A 19656-nucleotide genomic window follows, 5' to 3' on the forward strand; every position below is an offset into this window, starting at 1 on the left:
GGCGTGAGCGGCTTCGGCGCCCGCCACGGCGCAGGAGGCGCGTCATGATCCTGTCCAAGCGTCCGGACGTCGAGCGCTTCCTGAAGGAGCCGGCGCCGGACATCCGGGCCGTAGTCATCTACGGCAAGGACCGGGGCGTGGTGCGCGACCGCGCCAACGCCCTGGCCAAGCGCGTGGTCGAGCGTCCCGACGACCCCTTCGACACCGCCCAGCTGACCGACGGCGATCTGGAGGCCGACCCGGCCAAGCTGGAGGACGAGCTGTCGGCCCTGTCGCTGATGGGCGGACGGCGGCTGGTGCGGCTGCGCCTTTCGACCGACAAGGCCGGCCCGGACAAGGCCGCCGCCGAGGCCCTGACCCGCCACGTCGAGGGCCAGCTGAATCCGGACGCCTTCTTCCTGGTCGAGGCCGGAGCGCTAGGCCGCGACTCGACGCTGCGCAAGGTCGGCGAGAAGGCCAGCGGCTGCGCCGTCATCCCCTGCTACGAGGACGAGGCCGGCGACCTGGCTCGGCTGGCGCGCGACACCCTGGCCCAGGACAAGGTCGGGCTTAACAGCGAAGCACTGGAGCTGTTCGTCTCGCGCCTGCCCAAGGAGCGCGGCGTGGCCCGCGCCGAGATCGAGCGGCTGGCGCTGTATCTAGGCCCGGGCAGCGGGGTCAACGCCACGGCGGCCGACCTGACCGACTTTCTCGGCGTAGAGCCCGAGGCCTCGCTCAGCGACGCCGCCGCCGACGCCTTCGGCGGCAAGATCGGCCCGGCCCAGCAGGCCCTCCGGCGCGCGGCGGCCGAGGGCGAGGGCGGACCGGCGGCGGTCCGCGCGATCAGCTTCTATCTGAACCGTCTGCGCCGCGTGCTGACCCTCCACAAGAACGGCGTCGACCTGCAGGCCGCCGCCAAGGCCGCCGGCGTGTTCTGGAAGCAGGAGCGCGAATTCCTGCGTCAGGCGCGCGGCTGGAACCTGGAAGCGATCCTCGAGGTCCAGGGCGAGGTGCTGGCCGCCGATCGCGCTTGCAAGACCTCCGGCTCGCCCGACCAGCTGATCGCCGAGCGCCTGGCGCTGATGATCGCCGGCCGCGCCCGGCGCCTGGGGCTCTGAGGGCCGCCGACCTCGAAAATCGAGGCCTTTGCGGCCCTGTGGACGGTTCGCGAGAAAGCGTTACTAGACAAAAGCTTGCGGCCGAAATCGGCGGGAACCGCCCTCGCCTCACGAAAATGGCGCCATCCAGCATACGGAAAGGCGCTGCTCCGCGCGCGACAGAGGCGATTTTCGCGCGCCGTTTTCGGGCCAGAAAATCGCGCATCCGCACTCATTTAAGTGCAAGCGACCAGATCGCTCAGACCCCGCGGGTCAGGCGGTTGCAGAGGTCGTCGAGCTGCTCGAGCGTCGCATAGCTGATGGTCAGGGTCCCGGCCGCGCCGCGATGGTCGATCGAGACGTCCAGGCCCAGGACCGACGACAGGTCCGCCTCCAGCGCCTGGGTGTCGGTGTCCTTGACGCGAGCCGGCCGCCCGCCCTTGTTCTTGGCCGGCGTCGCCGACGGCGCTTTGCGGGCCAAGGCCTCGGTCTCGCGAACCGACAGCCCGCCTTCGATGATCTGCTTGGCCAAGGCCACCGGATCGGCGGCGGCGGCGATGGCGCGGGCGTGACCGGCCGACAGCTCGCCGCTGACCAGGTACGACTGCACCTCGTCCGGTAGGGCCAGCAGCCGCATCGTATTGGCCACATGGCTGCGGCTCTTGCCGATCGTCTGGGCGATGGCGTCCTGGGTGCGCTCGAACTTCTCCATCAGCACCTTGTAGGACAGCGCCTCTTCCAGGACGTTCAGGTCGGCCCGCTGGACGTTCTCGATGATGCCGATCTCCAGCACCGCCAGGTCGTCGAGTTCGCGCACCATGATCGGCACGCTGCGCAGGCCCGCCCGCTGGGCCGCCCGCCAGCGACGCTCGCCCGCCACGATCTGGTATTCGCCGGCCGCCCCCGGGGCGGGCCGCACCAGGATCGGCTGCAGGACCCCCTTCTCGCGGATCGAGTTGGCCAGGTCTTCCAGGTCGTCCTCGCGGAAGGTCCGGCGGGGCTGATCGGGATTGCGCTTCAGCAGCTCGATCGGCGCGTCCCGCGACCCGGCGCTGGTGTCGCCCGGCGCCTGGGCCGGCGCGGCGTCGACCTCGCCCAACAAGGCGGACAGACCGCGACCCAGACCACGACGCCCCTCGGACATACCGGGCTCTCCCACCACGACGGACTCCATCACAAGCTCACAAGTTCACGGGAAAAAGACGGCGCTGGGCCTCAGGCGGCCTGGGCCTGGCGATCGCGCTCGCGGCTGATCACCTCGCGCGCCAGCTTCAGATAGGCTTGGCTGCCGGCGCACTTGAGGTCGTAGAGCAGCACCGGCTTGCCGAAGGACGGCGCTTCCGACACCCGCACGTTGCGGGGGATGACCGCGTCATAGACCTTGTCGCCGAAGTGCTCGCGGACGTCCTTGGCCACCTGTTCCGACAGGCTGTTGCGGCGGTCGTACATGGTCAGCACGACGCCCTGGATCTCCAGGCGCGGGTTCAGGCTGCCGCGCACGCGCTCGATGGTGCGCATCAACTGGGTCAGGCCTTCCAGGGCGAAAAACTCGCACTGCAGCGGCACGAAGACCGCGTCGGCGGCGGTCATCGCGTTGACCGTCAGCACGTTCAGCGACGGCGGGCAGTCAATCAGCACATAGGTGTAGGGGCCGCCGGCCCGCAGCGGCTCCAGGGCGTCGCGCAGGCGGTAGGACCGGCGGGCGGTCTGACCCAGTTCGATCTCGACCCCGGACAGGTCGGCGTCGGCCGGTATGACGTCGAGGCCCGGCAGCTCGGTCTTCACGGCGGCGTCCAGCACCGGCGACTCGCCCATCAGCACGTCGTACAGCGTGGTTCGCCGAAGCGTGCGACCGATGCCGAGGCCGGTGGAACAGTTGCCCTGCGGGTCGGCGTCGATCAGCAGCACCCGCTCGCCGCAGGCGGCCAGGGCGGTGCCCAGATTGATCGCGGTCGTGGTCTTGCCGACCCCGCCCTTCTGGTTGGCGATGGCGAGGACGCGGAGAGGATTAGCGGACACGGGAAAGCCTCTTCACTTGAACGACGCGGCCGCGAGGGTCGCTTTGACTGGGGCGCAGCTCGGACTCGAAGGTCCAGGCCTTGGCGGCCTCGGACAACTCGGCGGCGACATCCTGGCCCTTCAGGAACAGGCCCGTGGCGCCGGCGCGCAGATAGGGTTCGGCGAAGCCGAGAAGCTTGGTCATCGGCGCGCAGGCCCGCGCGGTCACGATGTCGACCTTCAGCTTCAGGTCCTCGGCCCGGGCGTTGTGAATCTGGACCGGCAGGTCGAGGTCCTTGGCGACCACCTCGAGGAAGCGGCAGCGCTTGGTCATCGACTCCACCAGGTGAACCTTGGCCCCGGCCCTACCCTTCAGCAGTATGGCCAGCACGACGCCGGGAAGCCCAGCCCCGGCGCCGAGATCGGCCCAGGTCGTCGCCTCGGGCGCCAGGGCCAGCAGCTGCGAGCTGTCCAGCGCGTGCCGCGTCCAGTAGGTCGCGATCGTCAGCGGCCCGACCAGGTTCATGACCGCGTTCCACTCGGCCAGCAGCGTCTGGAAGCGCGCGAGGTCGGCGATCTGCGCGTCGGACGCCCCGGTCAGGGCTTGGTAGCCCGCCGCGTCCAACACGGGTTCGGGAACGAGAGCGAGATCAGGCGGCACGGCCGCGCCGCACGTGCGCCAGCAGCGCGGTCAGCGCCCCCGGCGTCACGCCCTCGATGCGGGCCGCCTGGCCCAGGGTCAGCGGGCGCACGCGCTCCAGCTTCTCGCGCACCTCGTTCGACAGACTGCCGATCGCCGCGTAGTCGAGATCGGCCGGCAGCCGAAGATCCTCGTCCTTGCGCAGCGATTCGGCGTCGGCGCGCTGGCGGTCCAGATAACCGGCATAGGCCGCCTCGATCTCGATCTGCTCGCGCACGTCGGCGTTCCACGTGAAAACCTCGGGCCAGATCCGGCCGAGATCGTCGAGCGTCACGTCCGGATAGGCCAGCATGGCGAACACGTCACGGCGGACGCCGTCGCTATTGACCTTGAAACCGGCTTGCACGGCCTCCTTGGGCGTCAGGGTCACCGACCGGGCAAAGGTCCGCGCCGTCTCCAGCCGCGCCTTCTTCTCCGCCCAGGCTTGGGCGCGGCGCTCGCCAACGACGCCAAGCGCGACGCCGCGATCGGTCAGCCGCTGGTCGGCGTTGTCGGCGCGCAGGGTCAGCCGGAATTCGGCGCGGCTGGTGAACATCCGATAGGGCTCGGTGACGCCCCGTGTGACGAGGTCATCGATCATCACCCCGATATAGGCCTCGTCGCGCGCGAACAGCGCCGGCTCGCGGCCTTGCGCCGCCAGCGCCGCGTTCAGGCCGGCGACCAAGCCTTGCGCCCCCGCCTCTTCGTAGCCCGTGGTGCCGTTGATTTGCCCGGCCAGATAGAGACCTGGCAGGCGCTTGGTCTCCAGGGTCGCGTAAAGCTCGCGCGGATCGACATAGTCATATTCGATCGCATAGCCGTAGCGGATGACCTCCACGGCCTCGAGCCCCGGAATGGTCCGCAGGAACAGCAGCTGGGTCTCTTCCGAAACCGAGGTCGAGATGCCGTTCGGATAGACGGTGGGATCGTCCAGGCCTTCGGGCTCCAGGAAGATCTGGTGGCTGGTCTTGTCGGCGAAGCGGACGACCTTGTCCTCGATCGACGGGCAGTAGCGCGGGCCGATCCCCGTGACACGACCGCCATAGACGGCGGATTCGCCGAGTCGTTCGGCGATGATCCGGTGGGTCTCCTCGGTCGTGTAGGTGACGCCGCAGGCGATCTGGGGAACGTCGATCCGGTCATTGAGATAGGAGAACGGCACGGGCTGGTCGTCCGCCGCCTGGCTCTCCAGACGATCCCAGGCGATGGTGCGGCCATCGAGCCGCGCGGGCGTGCCTGTCTTCAGCCGACCCATCTGGAAGCCGAGACCATACAGGCGGTCCGACAGGCCGATCGCGGGTTGATCGCCAACCCGGCCAGCCGGGATACGCTCTTCGCCCCGATGGATCACGCCTTTCAGGAACGTGCCGGTGGTGAGGATGACCCGTGGAGCGGGGTAGGTCCGCCCCTCCCCGTCCACGGCCCCCACGACCTTGCCGTCCTTAACGATCAGGTCTTCCGCGGCGGCGGCGATGATGTCGAGATTGGCAGTGGCGGCCAGTTCAGCCTGCATCGCCTCGCGATAGAGCTTGCGGTCGATCTGGGCGCGCGGCCCCCGGACGGCGGGTCCCTTCGAGCGGTTCAGCATCCGGAACTGGATGCCGGCCTTGTCGGCCATCCGCCCCATCAGGCCGTCCAGCGCGTCGATCTCCCGCACCAGATGCCCCTTGCCCAGGCCACCGATGGCCGGGTTACACGACATCTCGCCGATGGTTTCGAGCTTGTGGGTCAGCAGCAGGGTGCGCGCGCCCGCGCGCGCCGAGGCGGCCGCCGCCTCGCAGCCGGCGTGGCCGCCGCCGATGACTATGACATCCCAGGACTTGGACAAAGAACGCGCCTCAATGCGAACGCCCCCGGACGAGCGGGGGCGTTGGACTCGCAATATACGCCAAACAGGCGAGACGGTCGATGTGACTCATCGACGTTTCACGTGAAACGCCTGGACAGCCTCTGTGAACGTCCTGTGGATGGAGGTGGGATCGACTCTGTTTCGTCACTTCCCGATACAGAAGGTCGAGAAGACGCGGCCCAGGACATCCTCGGGATCGACGCGGCCGGTGATCTTCTCCAGCGCTCGTCCGGCCAGCCGGACGTCCTCGGCCGCCAACTCGACCTCAAGCCCGATCTCCGAAAGCGCGCGCTCGAGGTAGGCCCGCGCCTCGCCGAGGCGTTCGGCGTGCCGCAGGCGCGTGGCGGCGGGAAACTCTGCGCCAGCCAGGGCGGACGCGACGTGCTCGCCCAGGGCCAGCCGGAGGGCGCCCACCGACTGGGCGGACGCCGCCGAGACACGCTTCACGTGGAGATCCTCGGACAGCCCCCACGCTTCCGCCTCATCCAAGGCCTGGGCGTTGGCGATGTCGGTCTTGCTGAGCACGAGCCAGTCGCCGGGCCGGATGGTCGCGTCCCGCGTCGCGGGATGTTTCACGTGAAACCCATCGACGACCCATAGCCTAAGGTCAGCCTCGTCCGCCCACGCTCGTGCTCGACGGACCCCCTCAGCCTCGACAAGGTCCGACGTCTCCCTCAGCCCCGCTGTGTCCGCGATCAGAACGCGGTAGCCGGCGAGCGCCATCGGGACTTCGATAATGTCCCGCGTCGTCCCGGGAATATCCGTGACGATCGCGGCGTCGCGTTCGACAAGCGCGTTCAGCAGCGTGCTCTTGCCGGCGTTCGGCGCGCCGACCAGAGCGATCCGATAACCGTCGCGCACACGCCGCCCTCGCTCCGCGTCCGCCAGGGCCGCGTCGAGCTCGGCCTTCAGCTTGCGAAGACCGGGACGCGCGCGCTCCGCCACCGCTTCCGGCAGCTCCTCGTCGGGAAAGTCGACGGCGGCCTCCAGCATGGCCAGGGACTGCACCAGAAGCTCTCGCCAGTGATCATAGCGCCGGCTGAGCGCGCCGCCGACCTGCCCCAAAGCCTGTCGCCGCTGGGCCTCGGTCTCGGCGTCCACCAGATCCGCCACCCCCTCGGCCTGGGCGAGATCCAGTTTTCCATTCTCGAACGCGCGCCGCGTGAACTCGCCGGGCTCGGCCAACCGAAGGCCCAAGTCCGCCAGAGCCGCCATCAGCGCCTCGACGACCGCCCGTCCGCCATGCACGTGAAACTCGGCGCTGTCCTCGCCGGTAAAGCTGGCGGGGCCCGCGAAGCGCAGGACCAAGGCTTCGTCGATCGCCTTGCCGCCATGGCGCAACGTCCGCAACGACGCCACGCGCGGCGCCGGCGCCCGCCCCGCCAGAGCCTCGATCACCGTCACGGACTTGGGGCCGGAGATGCGCACCACGGCGACCGCCGCGCGCCCGGCCGCCGTCGCCGGGGCGAAGATCGTGTCGCTCATGCCCTTAGGGTTTCCCGACGGCCGCGCCGGCCGCCGCGGTCATCAACTTGCGGAACGACTCCTGGGCGCCGGCGCCGAACGCCATCCAGTTCTTCATCAGCTCTTCCGGGGCCAGCATCGCCATGTTGGCGTCCATCCGCGCCTGCATCTCCTGGACCAGATGGTCGTTCAGGGCGCTGACATCGGGCAGGCCCAGGAAGGCGCGCGCCTCCACCGGCGTGCAGTCGATCTCGATCGTCATCTTCATCACGGGTTCCCTTCGGTCAGGGCACGATATTGTTATGGGCGAGGGTCGCGTCGGCAGGTTAGAGCGCTTCGGTCGAAAGTCACATCGGTCCTGTTTTTCAAAGGACCTGGCACGGACGGAGAGCCCCGATGAGCGAGACCCTCACCATCACCACGCCGGACGGCGCGTTCTCGGCCTATGTCGCCCGCCCGCCCGCGAGCGCGGCGGCGCCGGCCATCGTCGTCATCCAGGAGATCTTCGGCGTCAACAAGGTCATGCGCGATATCTGCGACGGCCTCGCCGCTCAGGGCTATGTCGCGGTCTGTCCGGACCTCTTCTGGCGGATCGAACCGGGCATCGACATCACCGATCAGAGCGAGGCCGAGTGGAAGCGCGCCTTCGAACTGTTCAATGCGTTCGACGTGGACGCCGGCGTGTCGGACATCGCCGCGACGATCGCGGCTGTCCGCCAGCTCCCCGGCGTGAACGGCAAGGTCGGCGCGGTGGGCTATTGCCTGGGCGGCCTGCTGGCCTTCCTGACCGCGACCCGCACCGATGTCGACGCCAGCGTCTCCTATTATGGCGTCGGCCTGGAGCAGCGGGTCGGCGAGGCCGAGAAGCTGAACAAGCCGCTCCTGATGCACATCGCCGAGAAGGATCAGTTCGTGCCGCCCGAGGCGCGCCAGGTGATCCTCAACGCCTTGAAGGACCACCCGCAGATCGAGCTGCATACCTATGCCGATCGCGATCACGCCTTCGCCCGGGAGGGTGGCGCGCACTATGACGCCGCCGACGCCGCCAAGGCCAATGGCCGGACCCTGGCCTTCTTCCAAAAGGCGCTCGGCTGATGCGCGCGGTCCAGATCACCCAGGCCGGCGGGCCGGAGGTTCTGGAGGTCGTCGACCTTCCCACCCCCACCCCCGGCCCTGGGCAGGTGCTGATCCGGCACCAGGCGATCGGCCTGAACTATATCGACACCTACCACCGTTCCGGCCTCTATCCGATCAAGCTGCCCGCTACCCTGGGCCTGGAAGCGGCCGGCGTGGTCGAGGCCGTCGGGGACGGCGTCACCCGGTTCAAGGTTGGCGACCGCGTGGCCTACAACGGCGCGCTGGGCGCCTATGCCGAGGCGGCCGCCGTCGCGGCCGATCGCGTGGTCGGCGTTCCGGACGCGGTCAGCCTCGAGGTCGCCGCCGCCGTTCTGCTGAAGGGCATGACGGCCGAGTTTCTGGTGCGGCGATGTTTCCACGTGAAACAGGGCGACACGGTGCTGGTCCACGCGGCCGCGGGCGGCGTCGGCCAGATCCTGGTGCAGTGGTGCAAGCATCTCGGCGCGACCGTCATCGCCACCGTCGGCTCCGAGGCCAAGGCGGCGATCGCCCACGATCTCGGCGCCGACCATGTCATCGACTACAGCAAAGAAGAGGTCGCCGGACAGGTCGCCGAGATCACCGGCGGCCAGGGCGTGGCCGTCGTCTATGACGGGGTGGGCAAGGACACCTGGGCCGCCAGCCTCGCCAGCCTGGCGCGTCGCGGCGTGATGGTGACCTTCGGCAACGCTTCGGGGCCCGTGCCGCCGTTCGCGCCGCTGGAGCTGGGCGGCAAGTCGCTGTTCGTCACGCGGCCGAAACTGTTCGACTATATCGCCACCACCGAGGAGCTGGACGACAGCGCCGACGCCCTGTTCGGGGTGCTGGCCAGCGGAGCCGTGAAGATCGACATCGGCCAGACCTTCCCCCTCGAAGAAGCCCGGGCCGCTCACGAGGCCCTGGAGGGTCGCCGTACGACCGGCGCCACCCTGCTGCTGCCGTAGGGCCAAACCGGGTAGCACCGAACAAAAAAGGCGCCGGGTAGCACCGGCGCCTTTTCCGTCTCGGCTGAGTCCGGCTGGACTCAGGTGTTCATCGACTGGAAGAAGTCGCCGTTGGTCTTCGACTGGCGCAGCTTGTCCAGCAGGAACTCGATGGCGTCCGAGGCGCCCATCGGATTGAGGATGCGGCGCAGGACATAGGTCTTCTGCAGCTGGTCGCGCGGGGTGATCAGCTCTTCCTTGCGGGTGCCGGACTTCAGCACGTCGATCGCCGGGAAGATGCGCTTGTCGGCGACCTTACGGTCCAGGACGATTTCCGAGTTACCGGTGCCCTTGAACTCTTCGAAGATGACTTCGTCCATGCGGCTGCCGGTGTCGATCAGGGCCGTGGCGATGATCGACAGCGAGCCGCCCTCCTCCACGTTGCGGGCCGCGCCGAAGAAGCGCTTGGGCCGCTGCAGGGCGTTGGCGTCAACGCCGCCGGTCAGCACCTTGCCCGACGACGGGACCGTGGTGTTGTAGGCCCGGCCCAGACGCGTCACCGAGTCCAGCAGGATGACGACGTCGCGCTTGTGCTCGACCAGGCGCTTGGCCTTTTCGATGACCATCTCGGCCACCTGGACGTGACGCGTCGCCGGCTCGTCGAAGGTCGAGGCGATGACCTCGCCCTTCACCGTGCGCTGCATGTCGGTGACTTCTTCGGGGCGCTCGTCGATCAGCAGGACGATCAGGTAGCACTCGGGGTGGTTGGTCTCGATCGACTTGGCGATGTTCTGCAGCATGACCGTCTTACCGACGCGCGGCGGGGCGACGATCAGGCAGCGCTGACCCTTGCCCAGCGGGGCGACGATGTCGATCACCCGGCCCGACCGATCCTTCACGGTCGGATCGGGCAGCTCCATGTTCAGGCGCTCTTCGGGATAGAGCGGCGTCAGGTTGTCGAAGTGCACCTTGTGGCGCACGTTGTCCGGGCTTTCGAAATTGATCTTGCTGACGCTGGTCAGGGCGAAATAGCGCTCGCCCTCGCGCGGCGACCGGATCGCGCCCTCGACGCTGTCGCCGGTGCGCAGGCCATACTTCCGGATCTGCGACGGCGAGACATAGATGTCGTCCGGACCCGGAAGATAGTTGGCTTCCGGCGAGCGCAGGAAGCCGAAGCCGTCCTGCAGCACTTCCATGGTGCCCGAGCCCGAGATCTCCACGCCTTCCTCGGCGAGGGTCTTCAGGATCGCGAACATCATGTCCTGCTTGCGCATGGAGTTGGCGTTCTCGACCTCGAAGGTCTCGGCGAACGCCAGCAGGTCGGCCGGGGACTTCTCCTTCAGCTCCTGCAGGGACATGGACTTCAGGCCCAGGGCCGCGACGGCCTCGGCGATGCCGGAGCCTTCGTCCTCGCCCTCGCCTTCCGCTCCATTCTCCGGGGAATCGACGGCGGCTTCGGTGGCGATATCGGCGGTGTCGGCCACGGTGGCCTCGATGGTCGCCTCGTCGGCGCCCGGGATCTGGTTTTCGGTTTCTTCGGTCATGGCAAGACTCAAGAGTGGGCGCGGGCTCCAAGACGGAGTCCGGCCGGTAGAACTTCAGGGGTCACGCCCGGCGGCGCCGGGACATGCGCGTCGCTTGACGATGACGCGGATCGTTCGGGGAACGGACCTTGGAGCGGAGGGCTCGCGGGGCGCGCCAGGACGGGCGCCGGTCCGTGAGGGAAGAGGGTCCGCCGACAGCGAACCTATCGGCGATGCAAATCACGCGGCGGGCGGCGGGTCAAGCGCCTCACTAAGGCGCGGGACCAACATCCATTCCGTCGTACCGAACGCCTGCGAATTTTCGAGCCAATCCGTAGAGCTCGCTGTTGCGAGCCTGAAGGCTATCCACCGTGTGTTTTTCGACGCGCTCAACGCGTAACCACCACACATCCGGATCACCAACGCCCGCCTTGTCTCCGAGATAGATGCCAACGGGCCGATAGCCACGATCGGCAAGCATCTTTGCAATCGGCTCCAACGAGGCCTGCTTCGGCGCGGTGAAGAAATATCCCCAGAGCAGCGGACCATCCACGTTCCATGATAGGTTCGCCCGCATGCTGGAGAACATTTCGACAAGCCGTTCGCGAGAAATGGTCTCCGCAAACGACGGCTCGGCTACCACCAGACTGGCCGACAAAATCGCAGAGATCAGAAGTCGCTTCGCGGCCACGATGGATCTCAATGGTTCAGGAACTTGGTCGTCACCGACAGGACAATCACGATCGCCAGCACGAACGGGATCTCGTTGACCATCCGCCAGAACTTTTCCGAGCGGGGATATTCGCCTCTCTCGAACTTCTTGCGCGAGGCCGACAAGAAGCCGTGGAAGCCGTAAAGGCCAACGAGGGCGACTAGCTTGGTGGCCATCCAGGGCTCGGCGAGGAAGCTCCAGCCGCGGATCTGGCTGTCGGCGAGGATCAGGCCAAGGCCGAACAGCGCCGTGGCGATCGAGGCCGGATTGATGATGCCGCGCAGCAGGCGCCGCTCCATGACCGCGAAGGTCTCGGCCATCTCCGAGCCGGGGGCCGCCTTGGTGTGATAGACGAACAGGCGCGGCAGGTAGAGCATCCCGGCCATGAAGGCGATCACCGACAGGATGTGAAGCCCGCGCACCAGATTGAAATGCGCCACCAGGAAATCCATCACGCCGCGGCTCCTTCCCGACGGGGGCACTTCGACCATTCGGCGCCGCAACGCCAGCCGCAGGCGGGGGCAACGGAACGCGCCCGCTCACTCAAGGCGTTCCGAACGGCGGCGGCGAGGCCGTCGATGAACGACGGCGCGCCGCCCAGGGCCGGAACGCGGACATAGGGCGCGACGCCCACGGTCTTGGCCAGTTCGGCGTATTCGTGATCCAGCTCGACCAGGGTCTCGACGTGCTCCGACACGAAGGCGATCGGGGTGATCATCACGCCCTTGCCCTCGGCGCCGGCGCGGCGGATCTCCTCGTCGCTCGACGGCCCGATCCATTTCAACGGTCCGACCCGGCTCTGATAGCAGACCGTCCACTCGATCTCGGCGGGCAGCCGGGCGGCGACCGCGGCGGCCGTGGCCTCGATCTGCTTCTGATAGGGATCACCGCTCAGGATCACCTTCTCCGGCAGGCCGTGGGCCGAGAACAGCAGGCGGATGTTGGTCGGCGACCCGGCCTTCTCCCAGGTCTCGCGGATCATCCGCGCGTGCGCGTCGACCAGGCCCGCCTCGGTCGGATAGCAGCAGACCGTCGTCTCCGCGCCCGAGCCCTTATAGGCCTTGCGCCAGGCCTTCAGAGACGAACCGGTCGTGGTGGTCGAGAACTGCGGATAGAGCGGCAACAGCACGACCTCGTCCGGCCCGAAGGCCGCGACGTCCCGGGCGGTCTCTTCCGTCAACGGATGCCAATAGCGCATGGCGATGAAGCACTTGGCCTCGACGCCCGGCAAAGCGACCGCGAGGGCTGTTTCGAGCGCTCGCGCCTGCATCCTGGTTTCCGGCAGCAGCGGCGAGCCGCCGCCCATGATCGCGTAGTTGGCCTTGGCCAACTTCTCGCGCGTGGTCGATATCAAGGCCGCCAGCGGATAACGGATCAGGGCCGGCGCGCCGATGATCGCCGGATCGCGGAACAGGTTGAACAGGAACGGCCGCACCGCGCGCGGGCCATCGGGTCCGCCCAGATTGAACAGAACGACGGCGAGTTTCTTGGTCACTGAGCCACCTTCTGGCCGGTCACCCGCTCCAGCACCGCCTCGACGTGCGCGATCGGCGTGTCCGGCAGGATCCCATGGCCCAGGTTGAAGATATAGGGACCCTGGTTCCATTGCTCGAGCAGTTCGTCCACCCGCCTGAGCAACGCATCGCCGCCGGCGCGGAGCAGCAGCGGATCGAGCGCGCCCTGGATGGTCTTGGATTTCTGGATGACCTGGCCCAGCTTGGCGCTGGCCTGGGTGTCGAGCGCCACGCCCTGCACCGGGACCTCGGCGGCATAGCCCTCGACCAGGGCGCCGGCCCCGCGCGGGAAGCCGATGATCGGCACGGTGACGCCGCGGGCCCGCAAACCCTCGACGATCTTCTTGTGCGGCTGGGTGACCAGGCGATCGAACAGCGGCTCGGACAGGCCCTCGGCCCAGCTCTCGAACAGCTTCACCGCCTGGGCGCCGGCGTCGACCTGCATGGCCAGGTAGTCGATCGTCGAGTCGACCAGCACCTGGATCAGGGCGTCGATCTTCTCCGGGTTCTGGTAGGCGTAGGTCCGCGCGCCGCTGCGATCGCTGGAGCCCTTCTCGATCATGTAGGTCGCCACGGTCCAGGGCGCGCCGGCGAAACCGATCAGGGCCTTCGACGGATCCAGCGCCGAGCGAACCCGCGTCAGCGTCTCCCCGACGAGCGATAGGGCCTTGCCCGCCTCGCCGGCCTTCTCGGCCATGGCCTCGATCGACGGCATATCGCCAAGCTTGGGACCCTCGCCCGCCTCGAACCAGACCTTCTGGCCCAGAGCTCCCGGGATCAGCAGGATGTCGGCGAACACGATGGCGGCGTCGAACGGAAATCGCCGCATCGGCTGCAAGGTGACCTCGGCGGCCTTCTCCGGATCAAAGCAGAAACTGATAAAGTCCGGCGCGGTGGCCCGGACCGCGCGGTACTCCGGCAGATAGCGGCCCGCCTGACGCATGAACCAGATCGGCGGGTGGGCATGGCTCTGCCCCGACAGCGCGGAGAGAAATTTCGGAGTCGAGGTCGAGGACGTCATGGCTCGCTTAAAGCCCGGCCCGCGCCCAGGCTCAAGTCCGTAAGCCTCCTATCATTTCTTAATAAGAAATTAAGATTGAAGGAGGGTGCGGAGGGGCAACTGCGAAGCGGGGACAAAGGCCTTAGCCCGCCTGATTCCCACACGCGATCGATCCTTGCCCCCAGCCCGCCCCACAGGGGGTTAACGCTTTGTTAATCATGGGGACAGTCGACCAGCCGCTTGAAGACCTTAATGAAATCTTAACGCGTATGGCCGTGACATCGGCTTCCCGCCGATCTCGTCCCCGGCGCCTGGACAGCCAAGATTAACGCTTCGGGGATGCGGGGCGCGCTTGGGGATGGTAGGCGAGCAATGCGGCCGTTGATCACAGCGGCGCCGTGTCACGACGCCCGGAGGTCGCTTTGGCGCCCCGGCGTCCCCAGAGGCAGGACAAGTGGTTAAGCAACCGTTAACGGACGATCCACAGGAGAGTCTGGCCCAGGGGGACGCCGACCGGCTGCCGCCGCGCTTCGCGACCTATTTCCATATCCATCTGGTGTCCGACTCCACGGGCGAAACCCTGAACGCCATGGCCCGCGCGGTATGCGCCCGCTTCACCGACATTTTGCCGATCGAGCACATCTACGCCCTGGTTCGTTCGACCCGGCAGCTGGACCGGGCGCTGGAGGAGATCGCCGGCGCGCCGGGGGTGGTGATGCACACCATCGTCGATCCGGGCCTGCGCGCGGCGCTCGAGGAGGGGTGTCGCAAGCTCGAGATGCCCTGCATCGCCGCGCTGGATCCGGTGATCAGCGCCATGTCCCGCTATCTGGGCGCGCGGATCTCAACGCGGGTCGGCGCGCAGCACGCCCTGACCAACGACTATTTCGACCGCATCGAGGCGCTGGACTACGCCATCGCCCACGACGACGGCCAGGGTGGCCAGGACCTGACCCAGGCCGACGTGATCCTGGTCGGCGTCTCGCGCACCTCCAAGACCCCGACCTGCATCTATCTGGCCCATCGCGGCGTGCGGGCCGCGAACGTGCCGCTGGTGCCGGGCCGGCCGCCGCCGCCCGAGCTGTTCGAGCTGAAGAACACCCTGATCGTCGGCCTGATCACCTCGCCGGACCGCCTGATCCAGATCCGCCGCAACCGCCTCCTCTCCCTGAAGGAAAACCGCGAGAGCGACTATGTCGACGCCGACGCGGTGCGCCAGGAGATCATCGCCGCCCGCCGCCTGTTCGAGCGAATGAACTGGCCGGTGATCGACATCACCCGCCGTTCGGTCGAGGAGACCGCCGCGGCGATCATCAACCTGCTGTCGGGCGGGCGCGGCAAGGTCGAGGTGCTGGGGTGAACGCCACCGAACCGACCCCCGTCACCCTGGCCTCGACCAGCGCGACGCGGCGGATGATTCTGGAAAACGCCGGGGTCGCCTTCGAGGCGGTCAGCCCGGGCGTCGACGAAGCCGCCGCCAAGGCCGCCCTCTTGAGCGAAAGCGTCTCGCCGCGCGATGTCGCCGACGCCCTGGCCGAGATGAAGGCCGTCAAGGTCTCGATGCGGCGACCCGGCCTGGTGATCGGCGCTGACCAAACGCTGGATCTCGACGGACGGCTGATTGACAAGGTGGACACCCTGGCCGAGGCCCGCGACCGTCTGCTCGACCTGCGCGGCCGGACCCATAAACTGCATTCGGCCGTGGTCGTGGCGCGCGACGGCCAGCCGATCTGGCGCCGGGTCGAAACCGCCAAGCTGTCGGTGCGACCGTTCAGCGAGGCCTGGCTCGACGCCTATATGGCGCGGCGCGGCGAAGCCTTGCTGTGGTCGGTCGGCTGCTACGAGCTGGAAAGCGAGGGCGTGCAGCTGTTCGACCGGATCGACGGCGACTACTTCGCCATCCTGGGCCTGCCGCTGGTGGGCCTGCTCGATTTTCTGCGTCTGCACGGAGCCTTGGCCTCATGACGATCTCGGGAGCCGCCATCGTCGGCGGCGTCTGCGGCCAGCCGATCAAGCATTCCCTGAGCCCGATCCTGCACAACGCCTGGATCGAAGCCGCGGGGCTGGACGCGGCCTATGTTCCGTTCGCGCCGGCCGAGGACCGGTTCGAAGCCTTCGTCGATGGCCTGCGGGGCGGGGCCGCGCGCGGGATCAATGTGACGATCCCGTTCAAGGAGCGGGCCCTCGCCGTGGCCGACACCGCCAGCGATCTGGCGAGGATGGCCGGGGCCGCCAATCTCCTGATCCTCAACGCCGACGGATCGGTTCACGCCGACAACACCGACGGACCCGGCCTGATCGCGGCGATCGCCGTTCAGGCGCCCGGCTTCGACATGGCCGCCGCGCCCGTGGTCATCCTCGGGGCCGGCGGCGCGGCGCGGGGCGCGGCGGCGGCGCTGCTTCTGGCGGGCGCGCCGAGCATCGCCATCGTCAACCGCACCCTGGCTCGCGCCCGGGACCTGGCCGAGGCTTTCGGACCCAAGGTCATCGCGGCCGAGGAAAGCGCCCTCCCCGACCTGCTGCCGCGCGCGGGCCTGGTGATCAACGCGACGTCCTTGGGCCTGGGCGGCGGCGAGGGTCCCGCCGCCGACCTGGCCCTGACCCCGAACACCGCCGTGATCATGGACATGGTCTACAAGCCGCTGCGAACCGAATTCCTTCGCCGCGCCGAGGCGGCCGGCCGCCGCACGGTCGATGGCCTGGAGATGCTGCTGCGCCAGGCCGTTCCGACCTTCGAGGCCATCTACGGCGTCGCGGCGCCGGCCGAAGTCGACGTCCGCGCCATCGCGCTCACCCTGCTCGGCGAGGCCTGAGCCATGCTGGTGCTGGGCCTCACCGGATCGATCGGCATGGGCAAGTCGACCACGGCGGCGATGTTCGAGGCCGAGGGCGTTCCGGTCTACGACTCCGACGCCGCCGTCCACGCGCTCTATGCCGCCGGGGGCGCGGCGGTGGCGCCGGTCGAGGCCGCCTTCCCCGGGGTCGTCGTCGACGGCGCGATCGACCGCGCCCGCCTCAGCGCCCGGGTGGTCGGCGATCCGGAGGCCCTGGCCAAGCTGGAGACGATCGTTCACCCGCTGGTCGGCGCCCACCGGATCGGCTTCTTCGAGAAGGCCCGAGCCGAGGGCCACGAGATCGTCGCGCTGGACGTCCCCTTGCTGTTCGAGACCGGCGGCGAAAGCAAGGTCGACAAGGTGGTCGTGGTTTCCGCCCCGGCCGACGTCCAGCGGGCGCGCGTGCTGGCGCGACCGGGCATGACGCCCGAGAAGTTCGAAGCCATCCTGGCTCGCCAGACGCCGGACGCAGAAAAGCGCGCCCGGGCCGACTTCGTCATCGACACCGGCCATGGCCTCGACCACGCCCGACGCCAGGTGCGCGACCTCGTGACCCTGTTGAGAACCGCCCGCTCCGCTTGATGCGCGACTCGAACCGGCTCAAAAGAAGCTCATGGCCCGGGAAATCATCCTCGACACCGAAACCACCGGTTTCGACCCCAAGACCGGGGACCGTCTCGTCGAAATCGGCTGCATCGAGGTGGTCGACTTCATGCCGACGGGCCGGTCGTTCCACGAGTATTGCGACCCGCTGCGCGACATGCCGGCCGAGGCCGAGAAGGTGCACGGCCTGTCCAGCGCCTTCCTGACCGGCAAGCCGAAGTTCCATGAGATCGCCGACCGCTTCGTCGACTTCGTCGGCGACTCGCCGGTGATCGCCCACAACGCCGCCTTCGACCGCCAGTTCGTCAATTTCGAGCTGGAGAAATGCGGCCGCGCCCCGATCCACGAGGACCGCTGGATCGACACCCTGGCCATGGCCAAGAAGCGCTTTCCGGGCATGTACAACTCGCTCGACGCGCTGTGCAAACGCTTCAAGATCAGCCTGGAAAGCCGTGACAAGCATGGCGCCCTGATCGACGCCCATCTGCTGGCGGAGGTCTATCTTGAGCTGCAGGGCGGCAAGGAACGCGCGCTGGAGCTGACCCACGCGGTGGAGGCTCTGGCGGTGTCGGCGGCGGTCCAGGGCGCCTATGGCGCGCGGCCCCGGCCCCTGGCCCCCCGTTCCACCGAGGCCGAGCGCGAGATCCACGCGGCCTGGATCCGCAAGAACTTGAAAGATCAGGCTTTGTGGATCCAGCAGGGCGTGGTGGCGGCGGAGGGTTAGCTCGCCGCGACCAGCGCCCGCACCCGCTCGCACGCCTCCGGCGTCGCCGGGTTATAGACGATCATCCCGAGGTCCGGCCGGCCGTCGACTGCGAAGGCCGAATACTCGAACGCGATCGGCCCCAGAGCCGGATGCCGCAGGTGCTTGACGCCGTCGCCGTGGTAGCGGACGTCGTTCTCGGCCCAGAGGCTCACGAAGTCGGGGCTGCGGTGGGACAGCTCCTCGACAAGGGCGTTGACCGACGGGGCGGCGCCCGCCCCGGCGCGGGCGACGTCGGCGCGAAAGGCGGCGACCACGAAACGGGCTACCTGCTCCCATTCGGTATTGAGCGCCCGCGCGCGAGGGTCGCAGAAGATCCGGCGCAGAATGTTGCGCTCTTCCATCGGCAGAGAACCGTAGTCGGCCAGCACCACGGCCGCCGCCCGGTTCCAGGCGATGACATCCCAGGTCAGGGTCTTGATCATGGCCGGACTGGCCTCGAAGGCGTCCAGCACCCGCTGCAGTCGCGGCGACACGCCTTCGGTCTCGCGGTAACGGAGCTCGGGCGGGCGGCCCAGGGCCAGCAGGAACAGATGCTCGCGCTCGACCTCGGTCAGCATCAGGGCGCGCGCGACGCGGTTCAGCACATCGGCCGAGGGCGCGCCGCCCCGCCCCTGCTCCAGCCAGGTGTACCAGGTGGCGCTGATGTTCGCGCGCTGGGCCACTTCCTCGCGGCGCAGGCCGGGCGTGCGGCGGCGCGATCCGGAGAACCCCAGGGCGGCGGCGTCCAGCCGCGCCCGGCGATCCCGCAAATAGGCGCCGAGGCGACTTTCCGGCCGGCTCTCCGAGACGACGGGCGCGTTCATGCTGTTAGGCCTTATACCTGTATAATGTCTCGACTTTAACAGGATGACCTTAATCCGCAGTCTGGCCGAAGTGAAATCCCCGAGGTCATTTCCATGCGCGTTTTCGTCACCGGCGCCACCGGCTTCGTCGGCTCGGCCGTTGTCCAGGAGCTTATCGGCCACGGACACCAGGTGCTGGGCCTGTCACGGTCCTCGGCCGGCGCGACCCAACTCGAGGCCGGGGGCGCGGAGGCCGTGCTGGGAACCCTCGACGACCACGACATTCTGGCGGCGAGCGCGGCGGCCTGCGACGGGGTGATCCACACCGCCTTCAACCACGATTTTTCCCGGTTCGCTGAGAACGCCCGGCAGGACGGCCGCGCCATCGGGGTCCTCGGCGAGGCGCTCGAGGGCACGACCAAGCCGATTTTGGTCACCTCGGGCACGGCGATGCTGGCGACCGGGCGGCTGGCGACCGAGGACGACCGCCCCTCGGGGGTCTCGCCGCGGATTTCGGAACCCTCGGCCGACGCGCTGGCGGCCAAGGGGGTGCGCGCCTCGGTCGTCCGCCTCGCGCCGACCACCCACGACGCCGGCGACCACGGCTTCGTGCCCATGCTGATCAATCTCGCCCGCGAGACCGGCGTGGCGGCCTATATCGGCGAGGGGGAAAACCGCTGGGCGGCCGTGCATCGCTCCGACGCCGCCCGCCTCTATCGACTGGCGCTGGAGCGCGGCGCCGTCGGCGAGCGCTATCACGCCGTCGCCGAGGAGGCCGTGCCGATGAAGGCCATCGCCACGGCGATAGGCAAGGGTT

At 68.4% G+C, this 19656-nt stretch carries 20 protein-coding genes and 1 pseudogene; 9 read left to right on the forward strand and 12 right to left on the reverse strand.

Annotated features, from left to right (window positions below):
* Positions 1-44: 44 nt before the first annotated feature.
* Positions 45-1097 carry a DNA polymerase III subunit delta gene (gene holA, locus Q0V34_RS02225; RefSeq protein ID WP_297507072.1) on the forward strand — a complete coding sequence of 351 codons (1053 nt, stop codon included), beginning with the start codon at positions 45-47 and terminating at the stop codon, positions 1095-1097.
* A gap of 238 nt (positions 1098-1335) precedes the next feature.
* On the opposite strand, the gene Q0V34_RS02230 is transcribed toward holA, so the two are convergent.
* From Q0V34_RS02230 to Q0V34_RS02255, 6 genes are all read right to left on the reverse strand, one after another.
* Positions 1336-2250, reverse strand: coding sequence for a ParB/RepB/Spo0J family partition protein (locus tag Q0V34_RS02230; RefSeq protein WP_297507074.1), 915 nt, complete (start codon positions 2248-2250; stop codon positions 1336-1338).
* 41 nt (positions 2251-2291) lie between these two features.
* Entirely contained in the window at positions 2292-3095 is an 804-nt protein-coding gene (locus tag Q0V34_RS02235; RefSeq protein ID WP_297507076.1) for a ParA family protein, read from the reverse strand.
* Entirely contained in the window at positions 3085-3735 is a 651-nt protein-coding gene (rsmG, locus tag Q0V34_RS02240; protein WP_297507078.1) for a 16S rRNA (guanine(527)-N(7))-methyltransferase RsmG, read from the reverse strand. The genes Q0V34_RS02235 and rsmG overlap by 11 nt, the downstream gene beginning before the upstream one ends.
* Positions 3725-5581 (reverse strand): tRNA uridine-5-carboxymethylaminomethyl(34) synthesis enzyme MnmG, encoded by a 1857-nt coding sequence (gene mnmG, locus Q0V34_RS02245; protein ID WP_297507080.1) that lies wholly within the window; start codon positions 5579-5581, stop codon positions 3725-3727. The genes rsmG and mnmG overlap by 11 nt, the downstream gene beginning before the upstream one ends.
* 165 nt (positions 5582-5746) lie before the next feature.
* Positions 5747-7087: a tRNA uridine-5-carboxymethylaminomethyl(34) synthesis GTPase MnmE gene (gene mnmE / locus Q0V34_RS02250; RefSeq protein ID WP_297507082.1), complete on the reverse strand. Its 1341-nt coding sequence runs from the start codon at positions 7085-7087 to the stop codon at positions 5747-5749.
* A gap of 4 nt (positions 7088-7091) precedes the next feature.
* Positions 7092-7334 carry a DUF6489 family protein gene (locus tag Q0V34_RS02255; RefSeq protein ID WP_297507084.1) on the reverse strand — a complete coding sequence of 81 codons (243 nt, stop codon included), beginning with the start codon at positions 7332-7334 and terminating at the stop codon, positions 7092-7094.
* Between the two features lie 128 nt (positions 7335-7462).
* Between Q0V34_RS02255 and Q0V34_RS02260 the strand changes: the two genes are divergently transcribed.
* Together Q0V34_RS02260 and Q0V34_RS02265 are read left to right on the forward strand one after the other, a co-directional pair.
* Positions 7463-8161, forward strand: a complete 699-nt coding sequence (locus Q0V34_RS02260) for a dienelactone hydrolase family protein (RefSeq protein WP_297507086.1) — start codon at positions 7463-7465, stop codon at positions 8159-8161.
* Positions 8161-9126: a quinone oxidoreductase gene (locus Q0V34_RS02265; protein ID WP_297507088.1), complete on the forward strand. Its 966-nt coding sequence runs from the start codon at positions 8161-8163 to the stop codon at positions 9124-9126. Before Q0V34_RS02260 ends, Q0V34_RS02265 begins: the two co-directional genes overlap by 1 nt.
* A gap of 80 nt (positions 9127-9206) precedes the next feature.
* Here the strand turns inward: Q0V34_RS02265 and rho are convergent, their stop codons facing one another.
* The 5 genes from rho to hemE form a co-directional block, all read right to left on the reverse strand.
* The gene (gene rho / locus Q0V34_RS02270; RefSeq protein ID WP_297507089.1) at positions 9207-10649 is read right to left on the reverse strand and encodes a transcription termination factor Rho; all 1443 of its coding nucleotides are present in this window, start codon (positions 10647-10649) and stop codon (positions 9207-9209) included.
* 250 nt (positions 10650-10899) lie between these two features.
* Positions 10900-11319, reverse strand: a complete 420-nt coding sequence (locus Q0V34_RS02275) for a ribonuclease E inhibitor RraB (protein WP_297507091.1) — start codon at positions 11317-11319, stop codon at positions 10900-10902.
* An 8-nt stretch (positions 11320-11327) separates the two neighbouring features.
* Positions 11328-11843, reverse strand: a complete 516-nt coding sequence (locus tag Q0V34_RS02280; RefSeq protein ID WP_297507093.1) for a CopD family protein — start codon at positions 11841-11843, stop codon at positions 11328-11330.
* Complete coding sequence (gene hemH, locus Q0V34_RS02285) at positions 11792-12835, reverse strand: ferrochelatase (RefSeq protein WP_297507095.1); 1044 nt, start codon at positions 12833-12835, stop codon at positions 11792-11794. The genes Q0V34_RS02280 and hemH overlap by 52 nt, the downstream gene beginning before the upstream one ends.
* Positions 12832-13875 carry a uroporphyrinogen decarboxylase gene (hemE, locus tag Q0V34_RS02290; RefSeq protein ID WP_297507097.1) on the reverse strand — a complete coding sequence of 348 codons (1044 nt, stop codon included), beginning with the start codon at positions 13873-13875 and terminating at the stop codon, positions 12832-12834. The genes hemH and hemE overlap by 4 nt, the downstream gene beginning before the upstream one ends.
* A gap of 433 nt (positions 13876-14308) precedes the next feature.
* Between hemE and Q0V34_RS02295 the strand changes: the two genes are divergently transcribed.
* The 5 genes from Q0V34_RS02295 to dnaQ are packed head-to-tail and all read left to right on the forward strand — an operon-like array spanning position 14309 to position 18015.
* Positions 14309-15214, forward strand: coding sequence for a pyruvate, water dikinase regulatory protein (locus Q0V34_RS02295; protein ID WP_297507099.1), 906 nt, complete (start codon positions 14309-14311; stop codon positions 15212-15214).
* Positions 15211-15819, forward strand: a complete 609-nt coding sequence (locus Q0V34_RS02300) for a Maf family protein (RefSeq protein ID WP_297507101.1) — start codon at positions 15211-15213, stop codon at positions 15817-15819. Before Q0V34_RS02295 ends, Q0V34_RS02300 begins: the two co-directional genes overlap by 4 nt.
* On the forward strand, positions 15816-16667 hold the full coding sequence (gene aroE / locus Q0V34_RS02305) for a shikimate dehydrogenase (protein ID WP_297507103.1): 852 nt from the start codon (positions 15816-15818) through the stop codon (positions 16665-16667). The genes Q0V34_RS02300 and aroE overlap by 4 nt, the downstream gene beginning before the upstream one ends.
* A gap of 3 nt (positions 16668-16670) precedes the next feature.
* Entirely contained in the window at positions 16671-17270 is a 600-nt protein-coding gene (gene coaE / locus Q0V34_RS02310) for a dephospho-CoA kinase (protein ID WP_297507106.1), read from the forward strand.
* A 31-nt stretch (positions 17271-17301) separates the two neighbouring features.
* A complete protein-coding gene (gene dnaQ, locus Q0V34_RS02315) occupies positions 17302-18015 on the forward strand; it encodes a DNA polymerase III subunit epsilon (RefSeq protein WP_297507109.1) in 714 nt (237 codons plus the stop codon).
* On the opposite strand, the gene Q0V34_RS02320 is transcribed toward dnaQ, so the two are convergent.
* Positions 18012-18860, reverse strand: a complete 849-nt coding sequence (locus Q0V34_RS02320) for a helix-turn-helix transcriptional regulator (RefSeq protein WP_297507112.1) — start codon at positions 18858-18860, stop codon at positions 18012-18014. The genes dnaQ and Q0V34_RS02320 overlap by 4 nt on opposite strands.
* Before the next feature lie 93 nt (positions 18861-18953).
* On the opposite strand from Q0V34_RS02320, the pseudogene Q0V34_RS02325 reads away from it, so the two are divergent.
* Positions 18954-19190 (forward strand): annotated as a pseudogene (locus Q0V34_RS02325) (NAD-dependent epimerase/dehydratase family protein); the annotation flags it as partial.
* Positions 19191-19656: the final 466 nt, after the last annotated feature.

It is taken from the genome of uncultured Caulobacter sp. (genome assembly GCF_947036865.1).
Classification (GTDB): Bacteria; Pseudomonadota; Alphaproteobacteria; order Caulobacterales; family Caulobacteraceae; genus Caulobacter.